The sequence below is a fragment of the Bradyrhizobium sp. AUGA SZCCT0169 genome (assembly GCF_018130085.1).
Classification (GTDB): domain Bacteria; phylum Pseudomonadota; class Alphaproteobacteria; order Rhizobiales; family Xanthobacteraceae; genus Bradyrhizobium.
On sequence record NZ_JAFCMC010000011.1, the window covers coordinates 110,205 to 133,716 of the forward strand.

Genomic DNA, 23,512 nt, shown 5'->3' on the forward strand with positions numbered 1-23,512 from the left:
CTTTTTGTGTTGGGCCCGGGAGGCGCCTAGGCGACCACCATGATCCGGCTGCGCAGCATGGTGCGGGAGCGCCGGCCGAGCTGGCGCAGCAGCCGGGCTTCGGAACGGCGGACATCTGGCCGGTAGCCGCCGAGCCGGTCGTAATGGTCGTGCGCGATGAGCAGGCCCTGTTCTGCCGAGGGCCCCGTGATCATGCGGGCGATGAATTTGAGGCCATCGCGGAAGCCGGCATCGGCATAAGGCGAGCGGGCATAGCGGAAGATTCCGGCGCGAGGCCGGCCGCTGCTCGATACGCTCTGGATGAATTGCGCGGTCTCTTCGATCCAGCCCGAGTCGAGCACGGCGCCGGCATGCAGGAACATCAGCCAGGGTGAGCGCGCCTGGCGGGCACCGGCGGCGAGCGCCGCAGCGCGCGTCCCCTCGAAGGCCATGAAGCGGCAGCCGGCGACGTCGGCCACCCGCTCGATCACGCTGCTTGCGGAACGGTCGACCAGCACCACTTCGCGGATCAAGCCGGCAGCGGCGCCCGGCACCAGCGCCGCCAGGGTGGCGACGGCGGGCTGTTCGACGCCTTCAGTAGGGATGATCACGCTCAACATAATGAGGCTTCGTTGGGGCTCAGACGGTGAAAAACGCCGTTTGTTATCACCTTGTCACATTCAAAACAGCCTTTGCCGTGCGGATTTTTGAGGCAGCTCTCGTGTGGATTTGTCAATCGATGTTCTTGCTTTGTTCTAAAGACGTGTTACGTTCCAAGCATGAGCCGAGCATCCTCTCATGCCCTCAAGCACCCGCCGGTCACGGCGCCCTCCGAACCGGCGGGTGCTACTCCTTTTCCTGAGCTTGATGTCGCGATCGAACGCGAGCGGCGGCGCGGCCGCGGCGCCCAGTCCAACGACAGCGGCCGCTTCGAGGCCGAGGCGCGTGTCGCCTTCGATGACGGCTGGCAGAGCCTCGAAGACCTGCCGCCGTTCAAGACCACGGTCGGGCTCGACACCTCGCGCAAGGTCATCACCCGCAACGACTCGCCCGATATCGGCTTCGACCGTTCGATCAACCCCTATCGCGGCTGCGAGCATGGCTGCGTCTACTGCTTCGCGCGGCCGACCCACGCCTATCTCGGGCTGTCACCCGGGCTTGATTTTGAAACCCAGCTGCTTGCCAAACCCGATGCGCCGGAGTTGCTGGAAAAGGAACTGGCGGCGGCGGGCTACGAACCGCGGATGATCGCGATCGGCACCAATACGGATCCCTATCAACCGATCGAGCGCAAATACAAGATCATGCGCGGCATTCTCGAAGTGCTGGAGCGTGCCGGCCATCCGGTCGGCATCGTCACCAAATCGGCGCTGGTAACGCGCGACATCGACATCCTCCAGCGGATGGCAAAACGCAATCTGGTCAAGGTCGCACTGTCAGTGACGACGCTCGACCCGAAACTCGCGCGCACCATGGAGCCGCGGGCATCGACTCCGCCGAAGCGGCTGGAGGCGATAAAGCAACTGGCGGAAGCCGGCATTCCGGCAACCGTGATGGTCGCGCCTGTGATCCCCGCGCTGAATGATTCCGAGATCGAGCGCATCCTCGATGCCGCGGCGCATGCCGGCGCGAAAGAGGCAAGTTATGTGCTGCTAAGGCTGCCGCTGGAAGTGCGCGATCTGTTCCGCGAATGGCTGATGGCCAATTATCCCGACCGTTATCGCCACGTCTTCACGCTGATCCGCGACATGCGCGGCGGCCGCGACTACGACTCGCAATGGGGAACCCGGATGAAGGGAACCGGGCCGATGGCCTGGATGATCGGACGCCGCTTCGAAATCGCCTGCGAGAAACTTGGACTGAACAAGCGGCGCCTGAAACTGACCACCGATCATTTCGTTAAGCCGAAGCGGAGCGGGCAGCAGTTGAGTTTGTTCTGAGTGTTCGTCATTGCGAGTGAAGCGAAGCAATCCATGTCCGGACAAAGAAGAAGGGATTGCTTCGTCGCTTGCGCTCCTCGCTATGACGAAAGGAGAACTGCATGAAAAAGAATCCACCAATCCCACGACTGACCGTCATCACGCTCGGCGTAACCAACATGCGCGCCAGCATCGCCTTTTATGAAGCGCTGGGTTTTGCGCGAAGAGTTCGCTCGACCGGCGAGGCGGTTGCCTTCTTCGACACCGGCGGCCCGGTGATCGCGCTGTTTCCGTGGGATCAACTGGCACAGGACGCGACGCTGCCGGACCATCCGCGGCCCAGCACCTTCCGCGGGGTGACGCTGGCTTGGAATTGCGCCTCACGCGAGGAAGTCGATACCGTGCTGGAGTTTGCCACCGCCAAGGGCGCCTCGCTGCTGAAGGCGGCGCATGAGACGGCGTACAGCGGCTACTCCGGATATTTCGCCGACCCCGACAATCATCCCTGGGAAGTCGTGGTCGCCCCCGGCATCGAGGTCGGCGAAGACCGGCGGTTGCATTTGGCGGATTAGGGGAAGCCTGTCGTGACTGAATAGCGGGAATTGGGGTTAGTTCCAGGTTGCGCGCTGGCGCGTGCTTGCCCACCATCCCGGCATGATTCGGGATAAGTCGTCCAAGAAACCAGCGACCAAATCGGTCGCCAAACAGGCAAAACTGCCGAACGGCGTGATCGCGGTGGCGCCGCCGAGCTTTCGCCGCGAGCGCGCGCTGATCAAGCGCGGCGTCTGGCCGATCGCCGGTTGCGACGAGGCCGGGCGTGGTCCGCTGGCAGGCCCGGTGGTGGCCGCTGCCGTGATTCTCGATCCCAAACGAATTCCCAAAGGCATCGACGATTCGAAGCGGCTGACTGCGGAGCGCCGTGAGGAACTGTTCGAAGAGATTTGCGCGACCTCGTCGTTTGCGGTCGCCTTTGCCTCGCCGGCGCGTATAGACCGCGACAATATCCTGCGCGCCTCGCTGTGGGCGCTGACGCGCGCGGTGCGGGGCTTGCCGGAAATCCCCAAATATGTGTTCGTCGACGGCCGCGACCGGATCGAGGCGCCATGCGACTGCGACGCCGTGATCGGCGGTGATGGCATCGTGATGTCGATCGCGGCCGCTTCGATCATCGCCAAGGTGACGCGCGACCGCCTGATGTGCGCGCTGGCGCTGGATTGCCCGGGCTACGGCTTCGAGACCCACAAGGGCTACGCCGTGCCGGAACATCGCGAGGCGCTCGACCGGTTAGGTCCCAGCGTCCACCACCGCCGCTTCTTCGCGCCCGTCATCGCCGCGCGCGAAAAACATCAGCCCGGCACGGTCGAGCCCGATCTGTTCACGGTCGAAACGCAAATCGATGCGGATGTCTCGGCGGCTCTCTAACGCACCTTGCCGCGTTTCCTGACGCGAGCCGGTATCCACCTCGCTTGAAAACGCGCTAGTTGCCTCGGCGGCTGGCGCGCTCTATCAAATGGTCTCGAATAGGCCGGACCCATGGGATCGGCTGGGGCATTTCGGACGTTTCATGCGTTTCACCTCCCTGGTTGTCGAACTGATCCGCGCCCGGCCGCGGCTGGTGGTCTGGCTCGTGGTGCTGCTGCAGGCGGCAATGTGGCTGATCCTGCCGATGCTCCTCTATCGCAGCCCACCCGGCGATATCGCCACCGTTCTGGCGTTCGGCAGGGAATATCAGGTCGGGACCTGGTTCGGCCCGCCGCTGGCGTTCTGGCTTGCCGACATCGCCTTCCGCGCGGCCGGCAATCATGTGTTCGGGGTCTATCTGCTGGCGCAGATCTGCGCGGTCGTCACCTTCTGGGGCTTCTATCAGCTCGCGCGCGCCATCGTCGGTGGTCAGCAGGCGGTGCTCGCGGTGCTCTTGAGCATGACGGTGGTGGCCTTCAGCTCGCCCGGCGTCGAATTCGGCCCGCTGGTGCTGGCGCGCCCGCTGTGGGCGCTGCTGTTGCTGCATTCCTGGCGATTGATCGGCCAGAACCGGCGCAGCGCCTGGTTCGCATGGTCGATCGAGGCAGGCTTGTTGCTGCTGACGACATCGGCCGCGCTCGGTCTGTTGCTGCTGATCGCCGGATTTGCCGTCGCCACCGCGCGCGGACGGCGCACCTTGATGTCGCTCGATCCGCTCTATGCACTTCTGGTGATCGTCGTACTGGTGCTGCCCTATCTGATCTGGGTCGTTCGCGCCGACGTGCTGGCGATGCCGCCCTTGCCTGCCATCGATGATCTCTCGGGCCGGGCGATGCACTGGGGCGGGCTGCTCGGCGGCCTGTTGCTGGCGACGGCCGGCATCTTGCTGCTGGTGATCCTCAACTCCAGCGCGTTTGTCCGCAAGGCCGAGGAAGCGCCGATCATCTACCGGCCGCAGATCGATCCCCTGGCGCGCCAATTCGTCTATACGTTCGCCATCACCCCGGCGCTGTTTGGCAGCCTGATTGCGGGCGTGTTCAATCTCGAACGCGTTACCGGCGGCGCCGGCGTTGCCTTGCTGATGTCGGGGCTGGCCGTGATCGTGGCGACCGGCGATCTCGTGTATCTGCGGCGCCAGCGGCTGCTCCGCACGGTCTGGGCCGCGGCGGTCGCAGCGCCGGCTTTCGTAGCCATCGCGGCCACGCTGTTCCTGCCCTGGACCAGCGGCGCCGAAGTACCGACCTCGCTGCCGGCGCGGACGATCGCGCATTTCTTCGGTGACAGTTTTGAGCGGCGCACCAACCAGCGGCTGCGCGCGGTGGCCGGCGATCCGCAGCTCGCGAGCTTCATTGCGATGGATAAAGGCCGGCCGCATCTGTTGCTCGACGCCACGCCGGAACGCACGCCGTGGCTTTCGCTCCAAAAGTTCAATGAAACCGGCGGCGTCGTGGTCTGGCGAGCCTCGGACACGTCAGGCGCGCCGCCTCCCGAGATCGCGTTGCGCTTTCCCGGCCTCGTGCCGGAAGTGCCGCGCGCGTTCGAATGGATGGTGAATGGCAGACAGCCGCTGCTGCGCGTCGGCTGGGCCATCGTGCGGCCGAAAGCGCCGTAGCAACAAGCGTGGTGTGAGCTAGGGCGGCTCCCTACGATTGAGATTGATTCAGGCCTCTGGCGATTCTGAAAAGGCCAAGCCCGAGGATCAGGAATACCGGAACAAGCGTGACAAAACTCAGGAGCGATATCAGGCTAGGAAAGATGACCAGCCAATAGGTGACAGCCGCGACTGTCAACAGCGCGGCCATCGATCCAATCACCAGTACTGTCACTTTGACGCCCTTCATCACGGCGACGCCTTCTCCAATTCCTTCGCGATCGCGCGCAGATCCTGCCACGACATCCGCTTGTACGATGGCGAGCGCAGCAGATAGGCCGGGTGGAACGTCGCGATGGCGCGGATGGAGCGGGTGCCGGTGTCGTAATCGAACCATTTGCCGCGGGTCTTCATGATGCCCTCGCGCGTCGACAGCAACGTCTGCGTCGAGGGGTTGCCGAGCGTCACCAGCACGTCCGGATTGACCAGCTCGATCTGCCGCTGAATGAACGGCAGGCAGATTTGCGTTTCCTGCGGCGTCGGCGTGCGGTTGCCGGGCGGCCGCCATGGGATCACGTTGGCGATATAAGCTTTGCTGCGGTCGAGCCCGATCGCCGCGATCATGCGGTCGAGCAATTTGCCGGAACGGCCGACGAACGGCAGCCCCTCGATGTCCTCGTCGCGTCCGGGGGCTTCGCCGACGAACATGATTCGCGCCTGCGGATTGCCGTCGCAGAACACCAGCCGTGTTGCGGTGTGCTTGAGCGCGCAGCCGTCGAAATTCTCCAGCAGCGCGCGCAGCGCCTCCAATGACGGCGCGGTTCGGGCCATTTCCCGCGCCGAGGCGATGGCGGCTTCCGGCGCCGGCGCTATTTCGCTGCGCGAAACTGCCGGCGCCGCCGCGGGCATTTCCCGCACCAGTCTTTGTGGCGCGGCTTCGCGTGGCGCGGCGATGGTAGCGCTGTCGGGCTCGGCAAGCCGGTCGATCGGCTCATCGGCCAACGCGCAATCGACCCCGGCCTCCAGATAAAAGGCCAGCAATTGCTGAACGGTAGGGGAGGGTTCGGGCGCGATGGACATCGTTCCAATCTAGGATGTATTCGGTGGCAGCGAAATGCCTGAGATTTCATTTCGATGGTTGTTCTCGGCGCAAAAATCGGAAACAAACGAACCTTAGAGCCGTTCTCAATTGGGCTGAGACCAGAACATGAGCACCGAAGAACTTCCGCCGCGTGAGTCCATGGAATTTGACGTCGTGATCGTCGGCGCCGGGCCGTCCGGCCTGGCGGCTGCGATCCGTCTCAAGCAACTCAATGCCGATCTCAATATCGTCGTGGTGGAGAAGGGCTCCGAAGTCGGTGCACATATTCTGTCGGGTGCCGTGATCGATCCGGTCTCGCTCGACAAACTAATTCCGGACTGGCGCGAGGACGCCGATTGCCCGCTGAAGACGCAGGTCAAGGACGACCGCTTCTACTGGATGACGGGCGGAAGCGCGATCCGGCTGCCAGGTTTCGCGATGCCGCCGCTGATGAACAACCATCATTGCTATATCGGCTCGCTCGGCGATGTTTGCCGCTGGCTGGCGCCGAAAGCCGAAGCGCTCGGCGTCGAGATCTATCCGGGCTTTGCGGCAGCTGAAGTGCTCTACGACGAACAAGGCGCGGTGCGGGGCATTGCGACCGGCGACATGGGTATCGCCAGGGACGGCAGCCACAAGGATTCGTTCACCCGCGGCATGGAACTGCTCGGCAAATACACGCTGTTCGCCGAAGGCGCGCGCGGCAGCCTCTCCAAGCAATTGATCGCGAAGTTCTCGCTCGACGCGAGCAGCGAGCCGCCGAAATTCGGCATCGGGCTGAAGGAAGTCTGGGAGATCGATCCGGCCAAGCATCAGAAGGGCCTGATCCAGCATTCGTTCGGCTGGCCGCTCAACAATTCGACCGGCGGCGGGTCGTTCCTCTATCACTACGACGACAACAAGGTCGCGGTCGGATTCGTTGTGCATCTCAATTACGACGACCCCTATCTGTCGCCGTTCGACGAGTTCCAGCGTTTCAAGACTCATCCTTCGATCCGCACCGTGTTCGAAGGCGGCAAGCGGCTGGCTTATGGTGCGCGCGCGATCACCGAGGGCGGATACCAGTCGGTGCCGCGGCTGAGCTTTCCGGGCGGCGCGCTGATCGGTTGCGCCGGGGGCTTTGTCAACGTGCCGCGCATCAAGGGCGTGCACAACGCGATGGGCAGCGGCATGCTCGCCGCCGAACACCTCGTGGCCGCGCTCGCCGCCGGCCGCGCCAATGATGAATTGGCCGAATACGAGAATGCGTGGCGCGGTTCGCAGGTCGGCAAGGACCTCTACCCGATCCGCAACGTCAAACCGCTGTGGTCGAAGTTCGGCACCCTGATCGGCGTACCGCTCGGCGGCCTCGATATGTGGACCAACACGCTGTTCGGCTTCTCGCTGTTCGGAACCCTGTCGCATGCCAAACCGGACCGCAAGACGCTGGATCCAGCCAAGGCTCACACGCCGATCGCGCCGGTGAAGCCGGACGGCAAGCTGACCTTCGACAAGCTGTCGTCGGTATTCCTGTCCAACACCAACCATGAGGAGGACCAGCCGGTCCACCTCAAGGTCGCCGACATGAACCTGCAGAAGACCTCCGAGCACGACGTCTTTGCCGGTCCGTCCAACCGCTATTGCCCGGCAGGCGTCTACGAATGGGTCGAGGAGGCCTCCGGTCCGCGCTTCCAGATCAACGCCCAGAACTGCGTCCACTGCAAAACCTGCGACGTCAAAGACCCGAACGGCAATATCACCTGGGTTCCGCCGGAAGGCGGCGGCGGGCCCAATTACCAGGCGATGTGACCACGATTACGTGAGATATTGGCGGAGGGCGCGCAGGTGTCCGGGTAACCCCGGCGCCGGCCACGATACCGCCACAGTACAAGCGTCTTCCGGGGCTACTGGCCAAAAGGGGTGGAACGACGGCGGACGGGGAGATCTTGGGGACCCTGCTGCCGATCGATTCGTCACCTCGTATCCTTGCGGTTGAACGCCAAAAGCGGCATTGTTGCTGGGCCTTGATGCCGCCGCGTATGTCCGCATTCGAGAGCGATCGAAAAGATTCCGCCATAAATCCTGGAGCTAGGCGAACCGTGATGCTTTCCACTCGTTTCAATCGCTGGACCATCGCCGCTGTCACCGTCGCCGCGCTTGCCGCGCCCGGCTCGCTGCTGGCGCAGACGCCCGAGCATACCGGCGACAATTCGGCGCAGTTTCCGAGCAAGAACGATCTGAAATCGCTGACCACGTCAGGCAGCTATCTGGCCGCGCGTCATGCCAGCGTCGAACGCGACGCCAGCTCGGCCGCGGCGTTCTACCGTTCGGCGCTGCGTACCGATCCCAAGAACAACGAACTGCTCGACCGCGCCTTCATCTCCTCGCTCGCGGATGGCGACATCGACGAGGCCGTCAAGCTCGCCGACCGCATTCTGACGCAGGACAAATCCAATCGCGTGGCCCGGCTGGTCGTCGGCGTCCGCGACCTGAAGCAGAAGAAATACGCGACCGCACAGATCAACATCAATCAGTCGATCCGCGGACCGATCACCGATCTGGTCGCGACGCTGTTGTCGGGCTGGGCCAGCTTCGGCGCGGGTGATTCCAAGGCGGCGGTCGCCAATATCGACAAGCTGACGGGACCGGAGTGGTATCCGATCTTCAAGGATCTGCACACCGGCATGATCCTGGAACTCGCCAACAAGGAAAAGGACGCCGGCGCCCGCTTCGAGCGCGCCTACAAGCTCGACGATTCCATGCTGCGCGTGTCCGACGCCTATGGGCGCTGGCTGTCGCGCAACAAGGACTCGGCGGCGGCAATCGGCATCTACGAGGCGTTCGACAAGAAGCTGCCACGGCATCCCCTGGTACAGGAGGCGCTGCGCGAGACGCGGGCCGGCAAGAAGATGCCGCCGCTGATCGAATCGGCGCAGGCAGGTGCGGCCGAGGCGCTGTACGGCATCGGGGCCACGCTGACCCGCCGCGGCGGCGAGGATCTGGCGCTGGTCTATCTGCAGCTCTCGCTATATCTGCAGCCCAACCATCCGCTGGCGCTGCTCTCGCTGGCCGATCTCTATGAGTCGGTGAAGAAGCCGCCGATGGCGATCAAGGTCTATGAGCGCATGCCGGCGAGTTCGCCGCTGAAGCGCAACGCGCAGATTCAGCTCGCCACCAATCTCGACGCCGCCGATCGCAGCGAGCAGGCGATCAAGATCCTCAAGGACGTCACCGCCGAAGATCCAAAGGACATCGAAGCCATCATGGCGCTCGGCAATATCGAGCGCGGCCGCAAGAAGTTCGCCGATTGCGCGACGACCTATTCCAGGGCGATCGACGTGATGCCCGGCGTGACCGACAAGAACACCTGGGTCACCTATTACTATCGCGGCATTTGCCAGGAGCGTTCCAAGCAGTGGAGCAAGGCCGAGGCCGACATGCGCAAGGCGCTCGAGTTGCAGCCCGAACAGCCGCATGTGCTGAACTATCTCGGCTATTCCTGGATCGATCAGGGCATCAATCTCGACGAAGGCATGAAGATGATCAGGCGCGCCGTCGATCAGCGTCCCGACGACGGCTATATCGTGGACTCGCTGGGCTGGGCGTTCTACCGCATCGGCAATTACGAGGACGCGGTGAAGAACCTCGAGCGCGCGATCGATCTGAAGCCCGAGGATCCGACCATCAACGACCACCTCGGTGACGCCTATTGGCGCGTCGGCCGCACGCTGGAAGCCAAGTTCCAGTGGGCCCACGCCCGCGACCTGAAGCCCGAGGCGGAAGAACTGCCGAAGATCGAGGCCAAGATCGCCAACGGCCTGCCCGAGGACACGTCGTCTGCAGCTTCGGCCGACAAGAAAAAAGAAGACGGCAGGGGTGGTTAGAGGGCGGCTAGATCGAAGGCTTGGGGGGCTTGTTCGGCTATGCCGGCGTTGATTGATGAGGGGCGCGCCAAGGTCAACCTGACCTTGAGGGTGGTTGGCCGCCGCACCGACGGTTTTCATGACCTGGAAAGCGTGGTGGCGTTTGCCGACTGCGCCGATCGGCTGACGCTGACGCCGGGTTCCGATCTGACATTGCAAATGTCCGGACCGCTGGCGCAGGCCTGCGGTGAGGCATCGGACAATCTTGTGCTGAAGGCGACGCACCTGCTGGCAGAGCGGGTGCCGGGCCTGAAGTCCGGCAGTTTCACGCTCGACAAGGTGCTGCCGGTCGCGGCAGGCATCGGCGGTGGTTCGGCGGATGCGGCTGCCGCCCTTCGGCTGCTGGCAAAATTGAACGGGCTGTCGCTCGATGACGAGCGGCTGCGCGAGGTAGCGCTTGCGACCGGCGCCGACGTGCCGGTCTGCTTGGCGTCGCGCGCCTGCGACATGACCGGGGTCGGCGATACCCTGACGCCGCTCAGCCTGCCGATCATGCCGTGCGTGATGATCAACCCCTGCGTTCCCGTTCCGACCAAGGACGTATTCAAGGCACTCGGCCTGCGTAGCGGCGAATTGCTGGTCGGCGTCACCGACGTTTTCCGGGGCATCGACTGGCCGGAAGCCGGCGCCTCGGTCGAAGACTGGGTCGAAGTCCTGGCGGCCAGTACCAACGACCTGGAAGCGCCGGCGATGCGCATTCAGCCGGTCATCGGTGAGGTGATCGCCGCGCTCAACGCCACTAACGGCGCGTGGCTGGCGCGGATGTCGGGCTCGGGCGCGACCTGCTTTGCGATCTATGAAAACACTGCCGACGCCGGCCGCGCCGCTGAAAAAATCCGGCGCGAGCATCCCGGCTGGTGGGTGCATGCGGGAACGTTGAGTTGAGACGCTGCTTGTAGGATGGGTAGAGCAAAGCGAAACCCATCAATGGCAACCGACCAAGTCGGTGGGTTTCGCTACCCACCCTACGATTCTAGTTCGCCGGCCGCCGCACCAGCGCCAGTGAAACACCTAGCCCGGCGATGAACAGCCCCGAGCCCTGCCGCAGGCGTTGAGCGAGAAATGGTCTGCTCACCAGGCCCGCTCGCGCTGTCGCGGCCATCATCACCACGACGACATCGGCGAGTGTATTGAGCAAGACCGAGATCAGGCCGAGCGCCACGAATTGCAGCGCGGGATGACCGCCGGCGGGGTCGATGAACTGCGGAATGAACGCCAGAAAGAACGCCGCGGTTTTTGGGTTCAGGGCTTCGACCAGCACGCCCTCGCGAAACGCCTGTCGCGCGCCGGCCGGGCTGATCGCCTCCACCATCGCCTGTCGGCCCTCGCGAAACGTCCGGACGCCAAGCCAGACCAGATAGAGCGCGCCGGCAAGTTTGAGCACCGTGAAAAGTTCGGCGCTGGCCAGGATGATCGCGGACACCCCCAGCGCGCCTGCGATCACATGCACGAGCCCGCCAAGCGCGGTCCCGAATGTCGAGGCAATACCTGTCTTGCGGCCGCCCGACAGCGTCCTCGCGGCGACGTAGAAGATCCCGGGACCAGGCACGAAGGCGATGATCAGCGCGGCGACCAGGAAGAGCGAAAAATTCGTGCCGCTCATTTAGTGCGATCCTACCTGTAGGATGGGTAGAGCGAAGCGAAACCCATCGCCTCTCCGCAAAATCGCAAGTGATGGGTTTCGCTGCGCTCTACCCATCCTACGAAGCCTGCGAAGCCATCAATGCGACCTGGCCAGGCAGAACGCCACCACCTGCTCGAGCGCGGTTTTCATCGGGGAAGCCGGAAACAGCGCCAACGCATCGACGGCCATCGCGCCGTAATGATGGGCGCGGCTGATCGTATCCTCCAGCGCGCGATGCTTGGTCATCAACCCGATGGCGTGATCGAGATCGTTGCTACCGATCTCGCCGCGCTCCAGCGCCTTGACCCAGAACGCGCGCTCAGAGGCGTTGCCGCGGCGGAACGCCAGCACCACCGGCAGCGTGATCTTGCCCTCGCGGAAATCGTCGCCGACGTTCTTGCCGAGTTTTGCCGATTTGCCGCCGTAGTCCAGCACGTCGTCCACCAGCTGGAACGCGATGCCGAGATTCATGCCGACCGAGCGGCACGCGGTCTGCTCGGCCTTCGGCCGGTTGGCGATCACGGGGCCGACCTCGCAGGCGGCTGCGAACAATTCCGCGGTCTTGCCGCGGATCACAGCGAGATATTCGTCCTCGGTGGTCGCGGTGTTCTTTGCTGCGGCGAGCTGCATCACCTCGCCCTCGGCGATGGTGGCGGCCGCCGAAGACAGGATGTCGAGCGCCCGCAACGAGCCGACCTCGACCATCATGCGGAAGGCCTGGCCGAGCAGGAAGTCGCCGACCAGCACGCTCGCCTCATTGCCCCACAGCATCCGCGCGGACAATTTGCCGCGCCGTAATTCGCTCTCGTCGACCACGTCGTCATGGAGCAGGGTTGCGGTGTGCATGAACTCGACCGAGGCGGCGAGCTTGATATGGCCGTCGCCGGAATAGCCGGTGAGGCCGGCCATCGCCAGCGTCAGCATCGGGCGCAGCCGTTTTCCCCCGGAGGAGATCAGGTGGTTGGCGACCTCGGGAATCATGGTCACTTCGGAACCGGTCCGCGACAGGATCGTGGCGTTGACCCGCTCCATGTCGGCGGCGACAAGCCCGACCAGCTCATCGATCGAAGCGTTTGGGCTTTCGAAGGGTACAATAACCGCCACGCGGGTCTCCAAATCTGGCCAATTCGCACTATCCTTATCTACAATAGAAAGTGCAGGCTGAAGCGGCAAGGGCACGTAGTGGTTGACAGGTACCGGCCGGGCTCGGACCGGGCCAGCCTAAGGAGGGCGCAAATTGCGGGAATTGGTTCGGACCAACGATATTGTGCTGGTTTCCGCGGTCGGCGCGCTGCTCGACGGCGCCAATATCCATCATCTGGTGCTGGACCAGAACATGAGTATCATCGAGGGATCGCTCGGCGTGCTGCCACGTCGCATCCTGGTCCATGAGGACGACAACCGCGAGGCGCGCCAGCTTCTGACCGATGCCGGGCTTGCCCACGAATTGCGGGCGGATGAGTAAGGCATAGCGTTTTCGAGCGAAGTGGGAACCGGTTCGCGTGAAGAAAACGCGTCAAAACAATAATCTGGATGTCACCGAGGACGCGTTTCTCGGCGGCGCCTTGCGCTTGCGGCAACTGAGATCGGGGCACCGCGCCGGGCACGATGCCATGCTGTTGGCTGCGGCGACGGCGGCACGTTCAGGCAATCGTGTGGCCGATCTTGGCGCCGGTGTTGGCGCGGCAGGGCTGGCGGTGGCCAGGCGCGTCGGGCAAATCGATCTCGCGCTGGTCGAGATCGATGCCGGTCTCGCAAGCCTGGCGCGCGCCAATGCCGAGGCGAACGCGCTTGCCGCCGAGGTCATCGTGCTCGATGTCGAGGCGCCCGCCGACGCCTACGCCGCGGTCAATTTGCATCCTGATAGCGTCGATGTCGTGTTGATGAATCCGCCGTTCAACGATTCCGTACGGCATCGGGTCTCGCCGGACCGCGCGCGCGGGATCGCGCATGTCGCGACATCCACCACGCTTTCAAACTGGATTCATGCAGCCCGCCGCATCCTCAAATCCAGGGGCATGCTGACGCTGATCTGGCGCGCCGACGGGATTGCCGAGGTGCTGGCGGCGCTCGATCACGGTTTTGGCAGTTTGGAAATTTTGCCCATTCACGGCGATGTGAAGGCGCCTGCGAATCGAATCCTGGTTCGCGCCACCAAGGGCGGTCGCGCGCCGACTCGAATTCATGCCGGACTGATGCTCAATGATGAGCGAGGGGTGCCCAATAAAGAGGTGCAGGAGATTTTAGCGGGGAGGGGGATATTGCCGCTGGCAACCCCCTAGAGGTGGCCGAGAACTGATGTCCCGAACGCGAGGCGAAGCGGAAAAGCCTATTGCGGAAGGGTTTCCGACTGCCGTTTCGGAGTGTTGGTGAAGTGAACCGCGGTCAGGATGGTGCCGATCAACAATATCAGCAGGTAGATTTTCATGTCACTCTCCGCTGCGCCATTGCAGCCGTACCGGCCACGTTGCAAAAGGCCTTCCAGCCCTAATTCGTTCCAGCCCTTCTAATGACAGTGGCGTGATAAAAAATGGTTAATTCGAGGTATCCGCATGAGTGAACAAATAAGTGATCGCGTGGGATTGCCGGGCCTTATCGAGCGGCTGAAGGGATGGGTCCCGGCCAAATTCCGCCGCGGGGTCGCGGTGGTGCCGGTGGTGCGGTTGTCCGGCGTGATCGGCGCGGTGACGCCGCTGCGGCCGGGCATGTCGCTCGCCGGTGTCGCCAAGACGCTGGAGCGCGCTTTCGGTACCAAGAATGCCAAGGCGGTTGCGCTCGTGATCAATTCACCCGGCGGCTCGCCGGTGCAATCGCGCCAGATTTATTTGCGGATCAGGCAACTCGCCGCCGAAAAGAATTTGCCGGTGCTGGTGTTCGTCGAGGACGTCGCCGCATCGGGCGGCTACATGATCGCCTGTGCCGGCGACGAGATTTTCTGCGATCCGTCCTCGATCCTCGGTTCGATCGGCGTGGTCGGCGGCACGTTCGGCTTCCAGGAGCTGATCAAGAAAATCGGCGTCGAGCGACGGCTCTATACGGCGGGCGTCCACAAGGCGACGCTCGATCCGTTCCTCCCCGAAAACCCCGATGACGTGGCGCGCATCAAGGCGCTCCAGCGCGAGATCCACGCCATCTTCATTGCGTTGGTCAAACAGAGCCGCGGCAGCCGCCTCAAGGGCGCGGACGACACGCTGTTCACCGGCGAATATTGGGCCGGTGAAACCTCGGTGTCGCTGGGTCTTGCGGATGCGGTCGGCGATCTGCGTTCGACGCTGCGGACCCGCTACGGCGACAAGGTGCTGACCCCCGTGGTCGCGCCCGCCAGCGGAATGCTGTCCGGCCTGCTCGGGCGGCGGTCGCCGGGGGCGGGCTCCATGGGCGCCCTCGACGGCATCGGGAGCCTGCCGGATGAACTGATTTCCGCGCTCGAAACCAGGGCAATTTGGGCCAAATTCGGGTTTTAGAACCCGGGAGAGGCGCGCCATTTAGTCCTAAAGGCGGGAATTGCGGCGCAGCCCGGCTTGCGCGAGAATGCAGCCATTGGGGGCGTGACCGACGTGAACGACAAGGATCGACCGATGCCACCGTTGATCGCATTCGCAGGGGCCCTGGGTGGGCTCGCCGTGGTCCGCTGGGCTTACAAGACTGCCGTCCGGATCAACCGGGAGCTGGAAGAAGCGAGGCTGGCCCGCGTCTCGGAGTCTGCGCAAACCAGCGAAATTCCGACCCTGCGGCGGGATCCCGTCACCGGGGCCTATCGGCCGGGGTAGCTTGAAAATGCGTCATGGCCGGGCTTGTCCCGGCCATCCACGTCTTTCTTCTCTCCATAGTGCTTTTAGACGTGGATGCCCGGCACAAGGCCGGGCATGACGGAAACAGCACATCGCCTTGATTCCCCGCTTCCCCGCCGATACGGTCCCGCGCGCCCAAAACCCCCTCGCGAGACCGATTCTGCCGATGGACGAATTGCCTGCCCACATGCGCCCGGAACGTTCGTTCCAGGGCTTCATTCTCGCTCTGCAGCGGTTCTGGGCCGAACAGGGCTGCGTGATCCTGCAGCCCTACGACATGGAAATGGGCGCGGGCACCTTTCATCCCGCGACGACCTTGCGTGCGCTCGGGCCAAAGCCGTGGCGGGCCGCCTATGTGCAGCCCTCGCGTCGGCCCAAGGATGGCCGCTACGGCAAAAACCCGAACCGGATGCAGCACTATTACCAGTATCAGGTGATCATGAAGCCATCGCCGCCGAACCTTCAGGAATTGTACCTGAAGTCGCTCGCCGCGATCGGCCTCGATTCCAGCCTGCACGACATCCGCTTTGTCGAGGACGACTGGGAAAGCCCGACGCTCGGTGCCTGGGGTCTCGGCTGGGAGTGCTGGTGCGACGGCATGGAAGTGTCACAGTTCACTTACTTCCAGCAGGTCGCGGGCGTCGAATGCGCGCCTGTCGCCGGTGAGCTCACCTACGGCATGGAGCGGCTCGCCTGCTACCTACAGGGCGTCGACCACGTCATGGATCTCAACTTCAACGGCCGCGAGGGCGCCGACAAGGTGACCTATGGCGACGTGTTCCTGCAGGCCGAGCAGGAATATTCCCTGCACAATTTCGAGCACTCCGATTCCGAAATGCTGTTCAAGCAGTTCGTGATGGCCGAAGAAGCCTGCAAGAAGTATCTCGCGGCCGGCTGGAAATCCGGCAGCAACCAGAAAGAACACCTGATGGCGCTGCCGGCCTATGACCAGTGCATCAAGGCGAGCCATGTCTTCAACCTGCTCGATGCCCGCGGCGTGATCTCGGTGACCGAACGGCAAAGCTACATCGGGCGCGTGCGCGACCTCGCAAAAGCCTGCGGCGACGCCTGGGTCCACACCGAAGCGGGCAGGGCGTCCTGATGCCTGATCTTTTGCTCGAACTGTTTTCGGAAGAAATCCCCGCGCGCATGCAGGCGAAGGCGGCCGACGATCTGCGCCGCATGGTTACCGACAAGCTGGTTGCCGAGGGGCTGGTCTACGAGGGCGCAAAGGCCTTCGTGACTCCGCGGCGGCTGGCGCTGACGGTGCACGGGATTCCGGCGCGGCAGCCCGACCTCAAGACCGAACGCAAGGGTCCGAAAATCGGCGCGCCCGATGCGGCCGTGCAGGGTTTTCTGAAAGCGACCGGCCTCACTTCGCTCGACGAGGCCAAGATCCAGCGCGACCCGAAGGGCGACTTTTATATCGCGCTGCTCGAAAAGCCCGGCCGCGCCGCGATCGACGTGATTGCGGAAATTCTACCTGTCATCGTGCGCACCTTCCCGTGGCCGAAATCGATGCGCTGGGGCGAGCGCTCGGCCAAATCAGGCGCGCTGACCTGGGTGCGGCCGCTGCATTCGATCATCGCGACCTTCGGCCCGGAGACCGAAGAACCGGAAATCGTAAAATTCTCGATCGACGGCATCGAGGCCGGCCAAACCACTTATGGTCACCGCTTCCTGGCGCCATCGGCGATCTCCGTGCGCCGCTTCGAGGATTACGAGGCCAAGCTGAAGGCCGCCAAGGTCGTGCTCGACCCGCAGGCGCGCAAAGACATCATCCTAGCCGATGCCAAGCAACTGGCGTTCGCGCAAGGCTTTGAGCTGGTGGAGGACCAGGTGCTGCTCGACGAGGTGTCAGGCCTCGTCGAATGGCCTGTCGTTCTGATGGGATCGTTCGACCAGGAATTTTTGTCGATCCCCGGCGAGGTGATCCGCGCCACCATCCGCAACAACCAGAAATGCTTTGTCGTCAGCGATCCCAAGGATTCTGATAAGAATCCTGACAAAACCGGAAAGCTCACCAACAAGTTCATCCTCACCGCCAACATCGAGGCGACGGACGGCGGCAAGGCCATCATCGCCGGCAACGAGCGCGTGATCCGCGCGCGGCTGAGCGATGCGAAGTTTTTCTATGAGACCGACCTGAAGACCAGGCTCGAAGAGCGGCTGCCGAAATTCGAGAATATCGTGTTTCACGAGAAGCTTGGCACGCAGGCAGCGCGTATCAGACGGATCGAGCATCTGGCGTCAAAGGTCGCGCCGCTCCTGTGGGCTCAGCGCGAGACGTTCTTCGACGGCAAGCAGTTCAAGCCTGAAGATTTTGCCGACGAGCAGGATTATATCCTAAAAGTCGGTCGTGCCGCACGGCTTGCAAAGGCGGACTTGCTGACTGAGGTGGTCGGCGAGTTTCCGGAGTTGCAGGGCTTGATGGGCAAGTATTACGCGCTGGCGCAGGGCGAATATTCGTCAGTCGCTGCCGCAAGCGAAGATCACTACAAGCCGCAGGGTCCGGCGGATCGGGTGCCGAACGATCCGGTAAGTGTTGCCGTGGCGCTTGCCGACAAGATCGATACGTTGGTTGGTTTCTGGGCGATCGATGAGAAACCGACCGGAAGCAAGGATCCGTATGCGTTGCGGAGAGCCGCGCTGGGCGTGATACGATTGATTCTCGATAACCAGGTCAAGATTTCTTTGACCGATGTATTTCAATTGGCGGACATCGAAGTCTTTCTGGATATGAAGGGCAAAGGGTTTTCTGGTGAAGCGACGGTGGAAGAGAGCAGAGCGGCGCGGGATCGGATATTCGGCCTCCTCGACTTTCACGTTGATCGATTGGAAGTTCAATTCCGAGCGATTGGTGCGCGGCACGACCTCATAAAGGCTGCGCGATCGCTTCAGCAAGAAGATGATCTGCTTACCGTGGTCCGCCGCGTCGAGGCGCTCGGCAAATTCCTCGACACCGACGACGGCAAGAACCTGCTCGCGGGCACAAAGCGCGCCAGCAACATCCTTTCGATCGAAGAGAAAAAGGACAAGCGTAGATTCGACGGCGCGCCGGACGTCTCGCTCTACAAGCTCGACGAAGAAAAGGCGCTGGCCAAGGCGATCGATCAGGTGAAGAGCGAGGCGGGTGCTGCGGTGGCCAAGGAAGATTTTGCCGTCGCGATGGGCGCGATGGCGAAGCTGCGGCCGGCGGTCGATGCGTTCTTTGACAAGGTCAAGGTCAACGACGATGAACCAAAAGTGCGCGAGAACAGACTGAAGCTCTTGAACGAAATCCGCGCGGCGACGCGCGCGGTGGCGGACTTTTCGAAGATCGAGGGCTGACACGTGGATCAGAAGACGCTGGCCGCTTACGATTCAGATGCGGCGGCGTTCGCCAGGGACTGGCACGAGCAACCGGCGCCGGTTGATTTGCACGAAATCGTCGAGCGCTTCTTCGTGCGCGGCGGCAGTTCAGCCGATATCGGCTGCGGCTGCGGCCGCGAGGTGGCCTGGCTCAACGCCAACGGCTTTTCCGCCACCGGTTTCGACGCCTCGGAGGGCCTGCTGGCGGAGGCGCGGCAGCGTTATCCCGGTTTGAAGTTCGCACATGCCGAACTGCCCGACCTGAAGGGCATCGGCACTTACGACAACGTGCTGTGCGAGACGGTGATCATGCATCTCGATCGCGCGCAGATAGCGGTCGCCGTTCGCCGGCTGCTCAATGCGGTCAAGCCCAGCGGCATTCTTTATTTGAGCTGGCGGATCACCGACAATTCCGACCTGCGCGATTCCCAGGGGCGTCTCTACGCGGCGTTCGATGCGGCGCTGGTGCTGGCGGAATTGAAGTCGGCGTCGCTGTTGCTCGATGAAGAGGTCGTCAGCGCCTCTTCGGGCAAGAAGCTTCACCGTCTCGTCGCCAAGAAGCCGGGCCTGGAGATCAGGGAGTAGGGCGCGCTAGTTCCCGTCATCCTGAGGTGCGCGCTCTTGCGCGCCTCGAAGGATGAGCAGGGCCCGTGGCCCATCCTTCGAGGCTCGCCCAGCGGTGCAGGTGCACCGCAAGGCTCGCACCTCAGGATGACGGCGTGCGGACAACGAAAAGCCCCGCCCAGGGGGGAAACCGGGCGGGGCTTTCTTGTCCGGTCGTATCTCGCGCACATCCGCTTGCGCGGCGCCCGGACTGTCGTTCAGGCTAGTGGGATTAGTCGACCACCTGAACGACGCGACGCGAACGCGGTTCGACCAGGACCGTCTGGCCGTTCACCACGGTGTAGCGATAGGGCGTTGCCGCATAGGTCTGCGGCACGTCGTAATAGGTGATGCCGGCTTCCGGCAGCACACCGCCCACGGTCACGCGATCCGGAATGGTGAAAGTCGGCACGCGCTCACGCACGACATATTCCCGGAACGCCGGGCGTTGGTTGACGGAGATGCCCTCATGCTCGCCGATCACCACGGTGCCGCCGCCACCGACACCCACGGTGCCGCTCTGCGCCTGTGCTGCGATCGGTGCAGCCATCACGCCGGCGATAGCTGCGATGGCAAGTAGTCTATTCTGCATAGTGTACTCCCTCGTGCAGAAGAACGCCGGCTAGCCAGCGTACAATCCGGGGCCAATTCATCCCGCGCGGCATAGTTCCGGAAAAACGACTGCCTCAAACGCGGCAATTTCGGGCAATTTTTGCGAACGCCGGAACCCATTGATGCGACAGGCGTCTCCTATTCCGGAACCGCGCCAGCGGTTAAGTTGCCGCCCTCGATTCGAGCTTCCCCTCATCATCCGGAGAAATTTCAAATGACCATCACCGCCGCGCATATTTCCCCGATCGTCGCCCTGATTGCGGGAATCCTGATCCTGATCATGCCGCGGTTCCTGAATTTCATCGTCGCGATTTACCTGATCATCGTCGGTCTGGCCGGGCTCGGCGTGTTCAAGATGCTGCGCTTCTAGTCAGGCAAGCAGGGTTTCGCGGCTTGCGCGGAACCCCTCAAAGTGGTGTAAGGCGCGCATCTTCTCCTCTCTTTTCGGATTGTCATCTGCCATGGCCAAAGCGGTTGCGAAGTCCAAGAAAAACCTTGTGAAAATCGTAGCGAAATCAAAGTCATCGGCGCCGCGCAAAGCCGCGCCGGCGGCCTCGGCGCGCAAGACGCTAACGAAGGCTCCGGCACCGAAGGCAGTTGCGAAGCCGGCACCCAAGGCGGTTACGAAGCCAGTTGCCAAGGCAGCTGCCAAAGTAGTTGCGAAGGCTCCGAACAAGCCTGCCAGCAAGACGGCGAAGAAGGTGAGCAAGCCGGCCGTCGAAGCGGTAAAATCCGGCAAGTGGGTCTACACGTTTGGCGACGGCAAGGCCGAGGGCAAAGCCGGCTTGCGCGATCTGCTCGGCGGCAAGGGCGCCAATCTCGCCGAAATGGCCAATCTCGGCCTGCCGGTGCCTCCGGGCTTCACGATTCCAACTTCGGTCTGCACTTATTTTTACGCCCACGACAAATCCTATCCGGCTGCGCTGAAGACTCAGGTCGAGAAGGCGCTGGAGCATGTCGGCAAGCTCGCCGGCAAGTCGTTCGGCGATCCCAAAAATCCGCTGTTGGTGTCCGTGCGCTCCGGCGGCCGCGCGTCGATGCCGGGCATGATGGATACCGTGCTCAATCTCGGCCTCAACGATGAGACCGTCGAAGCGCTCGCCGAATTGTCCGGCGACCGCCGCTTTGCCTATGACAGCTATCGGCGTTTCATCACGATGTATTCGGATGTCGTGCTCGGCTTCGAGCATCATCATTTCGAGGACATCCTCGACACCTTCAAGGACGGCCAGGGCTACACGCTCGACACCGATCTGACCGGCGACGACTGGGTCGAGCTGGTCGGCCGTTACAAGGATGCGGTGGCGCGCGAGACCGGCGCGGACTTCCCGCAGGATCCGCACGCGCAATTGTGGGGCGCGATCGGTGCGGTGTTCTCGTCCTGGATGAACGCGCGCGCGGTGACCTACCGCCGCCTGCACGACATCCCGGAATCCTGGGGCACCGCCGTCAACATTCAGGCCATGGTGTTCGGCAATATGGGCGAGACCTCGGCGACCGGCGTCGCGTTCACGCGCAATCCCTCGACCGGCGAGAGCAAGCTGTACGGCGAATTCCTGATCAACGCGCAGGGCGAAGACGTGGTGGCGGGTATCCGCACGCCGCAGGACATCACCGAGTTTGCGCGCCAGGAATCCGGCTCCGACAAGGCGTCGATGGAAACCGCGATGCCCGACGCGTTCAAGGAACTGACGCGGATCTACACGCTGCTGGAAAAGCACTACCGCGACATGCAGGACATGGAGTTCACGGTCGAGCAGGGCAAATTGTGGATGCTGCAGACCCGCGGCGGCAAGCGCACCGCCAAGGCGGCGCTGCGGATTGCGGTCGAGCTTGCCAATGAAGGACTGATCTCGAAAAAGGACGCGGTGATGCGGATCGATCCCGCCTCGCTCGACCAGTTGCTGCATCCGACCATCGATCCCGCCGCCAAGCGCGACGTCATCGCGACCGGCCTGCCGGCTTCGCCGGGCGCCGCCTCCGGCGAAATCGTGTTCTCGTCCGATGAAGCTGCGAAACTGCAGGCCGATGGCCGCAAGGTCATTCTGGTGCGGGTCGAGACCAGCCCGGAGGACATTCACGGCATGCATGCCGCCGAGGGCATTCTCACCACCCGTGGCGGCATGACCTCGCACGCCGCCGTGGTCGCGCGCGGCATGGGCAAGCCCTGCGTCTCCGGCTGCGGCACCATCCGCGTCGATTACGGCCGCGGTACCATGAGCATCGGCACCCGCACCTTCAAGACCGGCGACGTCATCACCATCGACGGGTCGGTCGGCCAGGTGCTGGCCGGACGGATGCCGATGATCGAGCCGAAACTGTCGGGCGAATTCGGCACGCTGATGGGCTGGGCCGACGCCGTTCGCAAGCTCGGCGTTCGCGTCAACGCCGATACGCCGGAAGACGCGCGCACCGCGATCAAGTTCGGCGGCGAGGGCATCGGCCTTTGCCGTACCGAGCACATGTTCTTCGAGGAAACCCGCATCCGTACCGTGCGGGAGATGATCCTTTCCGAGGACGAACAGTCACGCCGCGCGGCGCTGTCGAAGCTGCTGCCGATGCAGCGCGCGGACTTCGTCGAGCTGTTCGAGATCATGAAGGGGCTTCCCGTCACGATCCGTCTGCTCGATCCGCCGCTGCACGAGTTCCTGCCGCACACCCAGGCCGAGATCGAGGAAGTCGCGCGTGCGATGAACACCGATCCGCGCAAGCTCGCGGACCGTGCCAGGGATCTTGCCGAGTTCAACCCGATGCTGGGCTTCCGCGGTTGCCGTCTTGCGATCGCCTATCCTGAAATCGCCGAGATGCAGGCGCGCGCGATCTTCGAAGCCGCGGTCGAGGCCGAGAAGCGCACCAGCAAGGCCGTCGGCCTCGAAGTGATGGTGCCGCTGATCGCGACCAAGGCCGAGTTCGACCTGGTCAAGGCGCGGATCGACGCCACCGCGCAGTCGGTGATGAAGGAGACCGGCAAGAAACTGGTCTATCAGGTCGGCACCATGATCGAGTTGCCGCGCGCGTGCCTGATGGCCGGCGACGTGGCGCAGACCGCCGAGTTCTTCTCCTTCGGCACCAACGATTTGACGCAGACCACCTACGGCATCAGCCGCGACGACGCGGCGAGCTTCCTTGGCACCTATGTGGCGAAGGGCATCCTCGAGATCGATCCGTTCATCTCGGTCGACCGCGATGGCGTCGGTGAACTCGTCAAGATCGGCGTCGCGCGCGGCCGCAAGACGCGGCCCGATCTCAAGGTCGGGATTTGCGGCGAGCATGGTGGCGATCCCGCCTCGGTGGCGTTCTGCCACGAGATCGGCCTCGACTACGTCTCGTGCTCGCCCTATCGCGTGCCGATCGCGCGGCTCGCCGCGGCGCAAGCGGCGCTCGGCAAGACGGTCGCCAGCCAGGCGTAGTTTTTACTCAACGCTGAGAATTAACAGAGACGTCGTCATGCCCGGGCTTGTCCCGGGCATGAACGTTTTTGGGCGCGCAGGCCCTTCGTCATTGCGAGGAGCGCAGCGACGAAGCAATCCATCCATCCGTTATGCTGTGCGATGGATTGCTTCGCTTCGCTCGCAATGACGGGGCTTAGGCTGCGATC

The 23,512-nt window shown here is 63.2% G+C and carries 23 protein-coding genes; 16 read left to right on the forward strand and 7 right to left on the reverse strand.

Going from position 1 to position 23,512, the window contains the following annotated elements; translation table 11 throughout:
- Window positions 1-26 precede the first annotated feature (26 nt).
- Window positions 27-599 (reverse strand): glycosyltransferase, encoded by a 573-nt coding sequence (locus JQ609_RS15470; RefSeq protein WP_212274046.1) that lies wholly within the window; start codon window positions 597-599, stop codon window positions 27-29.
- Between the two features lie 159 nt (window positions 600-758).
- Here JQ609_RS15470 and JQ609_RS15475 point away from each other — a divergent pair, with 159 nt between their 5' ends.
- The 4 genes from JQ609_RS15475 to JQ609_RS15490 all read left to right on the forward strand — a co-directional run bounded on the left by JQ609_RS15475 (window position 759) and on the right by JQ609_RS15490 (window position 4,971).
- Window positions 759-1,919 (forward strand): PA0069 family radical SAM protein, encoded by a 1,161-nt coding sequence (locus tag JQ609_RS15475; protein WP_212211006.1) that lies wholly within the window; start codon window positions 759-761, stop codon window positions 1,917-1,919.
- Window positions 1,920-2,020: 101 nt separating this feature from the next.
- A complete protein-coding gene (locus tag JQ609_RS15480; RefSeq protein ID WP_212274047.1) occupies window positions 2,021-2,470 on the forward strand; it encodes a VOC family protein in 450 nt (149 codons plus the stop codon).
- Window positions 2,471-2,552: 82 nt separating this feature from the next.
- Window positions 2,553-3,320 carry a ribonuclease HII gene (locus tag JQ609_RS15485; RefSeq protein ID WP_212274048.1) on the forward strand — a complete coding sequence of 256 codons (768 nt, stop codon included), beginning with the start codon at window positions 2,553-2,555 and terminating at the stop codon, window positions 3,318-3,320.
- Between the two features lie 142 nt (window positions 3,321-3,462).
- Complete coding sequence (locus JQ609_RS15490; RefSeq protein WP_212274049.1) at window positions 3,463-4,971, forward strand: glycosyltransferase family 39 protein; 1,509 nt, start codon at window positions 3,463-3,465, stop codon at window positions 4,969-4,971.
- Window positions 4,972-5,002: 31 nt separating this feature from the next.
- On the opposite strand, the gene JQ609_RS15495 is transcribed toward JQ609_RS15490, so the two are convergent.
- On the reverse strand, window positions 5,003-5,200 hold the full coding sequence (locus JQ609_RS15495; protein WP_212274050.1) for a hypothetical protein: 198 nt from the start codon (window positions 5,198-5,200) through the stop codon (window positions 5,003-5,005).
- The gene (locus JQ609_RS15500) at window positions 5,200-6,024 is read right to left on the reverse strand and encodes a uracil-DNA glycosylase family protein (protein WP_212211065.1); all 825 of its coding nucleotides are present in this window, start codon (window positions 6,022-6,024) and stop codon (window positions 5,200-5,202) included. The genes JQ609_RS15495 and JQ609_RS15500 overlap by 1 nt, the downstream gene beginning before the upstream one ends.
- Before the next feature lie 133 nt (window positions 6,025-6,157).
- Here JQ609_RS15500 and JQ609_RS15505 point away from each other — a divergent pair, with 133 nt between their 5' ends.
- The 3 genes from JQ609_RS15505 (at window position 6,158) to JQ609_RS15515 (ending at window position 10,818) form a co-directional block, all read left to right on the forward strand.
- Window positions 6,158-7,819: an electron transfer flavoprotein-ubiquinone oxidoreductase gene (locus JQ609_RS15505; RefSeq protein ID WP_212274051.1), complete on the forward strand. Its 1,662-nt coding sequence runs from the start codon at window positions 6,158-6,160 to the stop codon at window positions 7,817-7,819.
- 293 nt (window positions 7,820-8,112) lie between these two features.
- A complete protein-coding gene (locus JQ609_RS15510) occupies window positions 8,113-9,894 on the forward strand; it encodes a tetratricopeptide repeat protein (protein ID WP_212274052.1) in 1,782 nt (593 codons plus the stop codon).
- Between the two features lie 39 nt (window positions 9,895-9,933).
- Entirely contained in the window at window positions 9,934-10,818 is an 885-nt protein-coding gene (locus JQ609_RS15515) for a 4-(cytidine 5'-diphospho)-2-C-methyl-D-erythritol kinase (RefSeq protein ID WP_212274053.1), read from the forward strand.
- Window positions 10,819-10,906: 88 nt separating this feature from the next.
- Here JQ609_RS15515 and JQ609_RS15520 read toward each other — a convergent pair whose 3' ends face one another.
- Window positions 10,907-11,536, reverse strand: a complete 630-nt coding sequence (locus JQ609_RS15520) for a LysE family translocator (protein WP_212274054.1) — start codon at window positions 11,534-11,536, stop codon at window positions 10,907-10,909.
- Between the two features lie 117 nt (window positions 11,537-11,653).
- Window positions 11,654-12,661 (reverse strand): polyprenyl synthetase family protein, encoded by a 1,008-nt coding sequence (locus JQ609_RS15525; protein WP_192735213.1) that lies wholly within the window; start codon window positions 12,659-12,661, stop codon window positions 11,654-11,656.
- A 133-nt stretch (window positions 12,662-12,794) separates the two neighbouring features.
- Here JQ609_RS15525 and JQ609_RS15530 point away from each other — a divergent pair, with 133 nt between their 5' ends.
- The 7 genes from JQ609_RS15530 to JQ609_RS15560 all read left to right on the forward strand — a co-directional run bounded on the left by JQ609_RS15530 (window position 12,795) and on the right by JQ609_RS15560 (window position 19,284).
- Entirely contained in the window at window positions 12,795-13,022 is a 228-nt protein-coding gene (locus JQ609_RS15530; RefSeq protein ID WP_044540085.1) for a DUF2007 domain-containing protein, read from the forward strand.
- Window positions 13,023-13,059: 37 nt separating this feature from the next.
- Window positions 13,060-13,839, forward strand: coding sequence for a methyltransferase (locus JQ609_RS15535; protein ID WP_312014858.1), 780 nt, complete (start codon window positions 13,060-13,062; stop codon window positions 13,837-13,839).
- Between the two features lie 270 nt (window positions 13,840-14,109).
- Entirely contained in the window at window positions 14,110-15,021 is a 912-nt protein-coding gene (locus JQ609_RS15540; RefSeq protein ID WP_212274055.1) for a S49 family peptidase, read from the forward strand.
- A gap of 114 nt (window positions 15,022-15,135) precedes the next feature.
- Complete coding sequence (locus tag JQ609_RS15545; RefSeq protein WP_192735211.1) at window positions 15,136-15,327, forward strand: hypothetical protein; 192 nt, start codon at window positions 15,136-15,138, stop codon at window positions 15,325-15,327.
- A gap of 187 nt (window positions 15,328-15,514) precedes the next feature.
- On the forward strand, window positions 15,515-16,450 hold the full coding sequence (locus JQ609_RS15550) for a glycine--tRNA ligase subunit alpha (protein WP_192735210.1): 936 nt from the start codon (window positions 15,515-15,517) through the stop codon (window positions 16,448-16,450).
- Window positions 16,450-18,678 carry a glycine--tRNA ligase subunit beta gene (gene glyS / locus JQ609_RS15555; protein WP_212274056.1) on the forward strand — a complete coding sequence of 743 codons (2,229 nt, stop codon included), beginning with the start codon at window positions 16,450-16,452 and terminating at the stop codon, window positions 18,676-18,678. The genes JQ609_RS15550 and glyS overlap by 1 nt, the downstream gene beginning before the upstream one ends.
- 3 nt (window positions 18,679-18,681) lie before the next feature.
- Window positions 18,682-19,284: a bifunctional 2-polyprenyl-6-hydroxyphenol methylase/3-demethylubiquinol 3-O-methyltransferase UbiG gene (locus JQ609_RS15560; protein WP_212274057.1), complete on the forward strand. Its 603-nt coding sequence runs from the start codon at window positions 18,682-18,684 to the stop codon at window positions 19,282-19,284.
- 250 nt (window positions 19,285-19,534) lie between these two features.
- On the opposite strand, the gene JQ609_RS15565 is transcribed toward JQ609_RS15560, so the two are convergent.
- Entirely contained in the window at window positions 19,535-19,894 is a 360-nt protein-coding gene (locus JQ609_RS15565; RefSeq protein WP_212210979.1) for a DUF1236 domain-containing protein, read from the reverse strand.
- A gap of 234 nt (window positions 19,895-20,128) precedes the next feature.
- Between JQ609_RS15565 and JQ609_RS15570 the strand changes: the two genes are divergently transcribed.
- Window positions 20,129-20,284, forward strand: a complete 156-nt coding sequence (locus JQ609_RS15570; protein WP_212210978.1) for a DUF3096 domain-containing protein — start codon at window positions 20,129-20,131, stop codon at window positions 20,282-20,284.
- On the opposite strand, the gene JQ609_RS35775 is transcribed toward JQ609_RS15570, so the two are convergent.
- Entirely contained in the window at window positions 20,285-20,623 is a 339-nt protein-coding gene (locus JQ609_RS35775; protein ID WP_312014859.1) for a hypothetical protein, read from the reverse strand.
- On the opposite strand from JQ609_RS35775, the gene ppdK reads away from it, so the two are divergent.
- Window positions 20,616-23,324, forward strand: a complete 2,709-nt coding sequence (gene ppdK / locus JQ609_RS15575) for a pyruvate, phosphate dikinase (RefSeq protein ID WP_312014693.1) — start codon at window positions 20,616-20,618, stop codon at window positions 23,322-23,324. The two genes, JQ609_RS35775 and ppdK, sit on opposite strands and share 8 nt — an antisense overlap.
- Window positions 23,325-23,512: the final 188 nt, after the last annotated feature.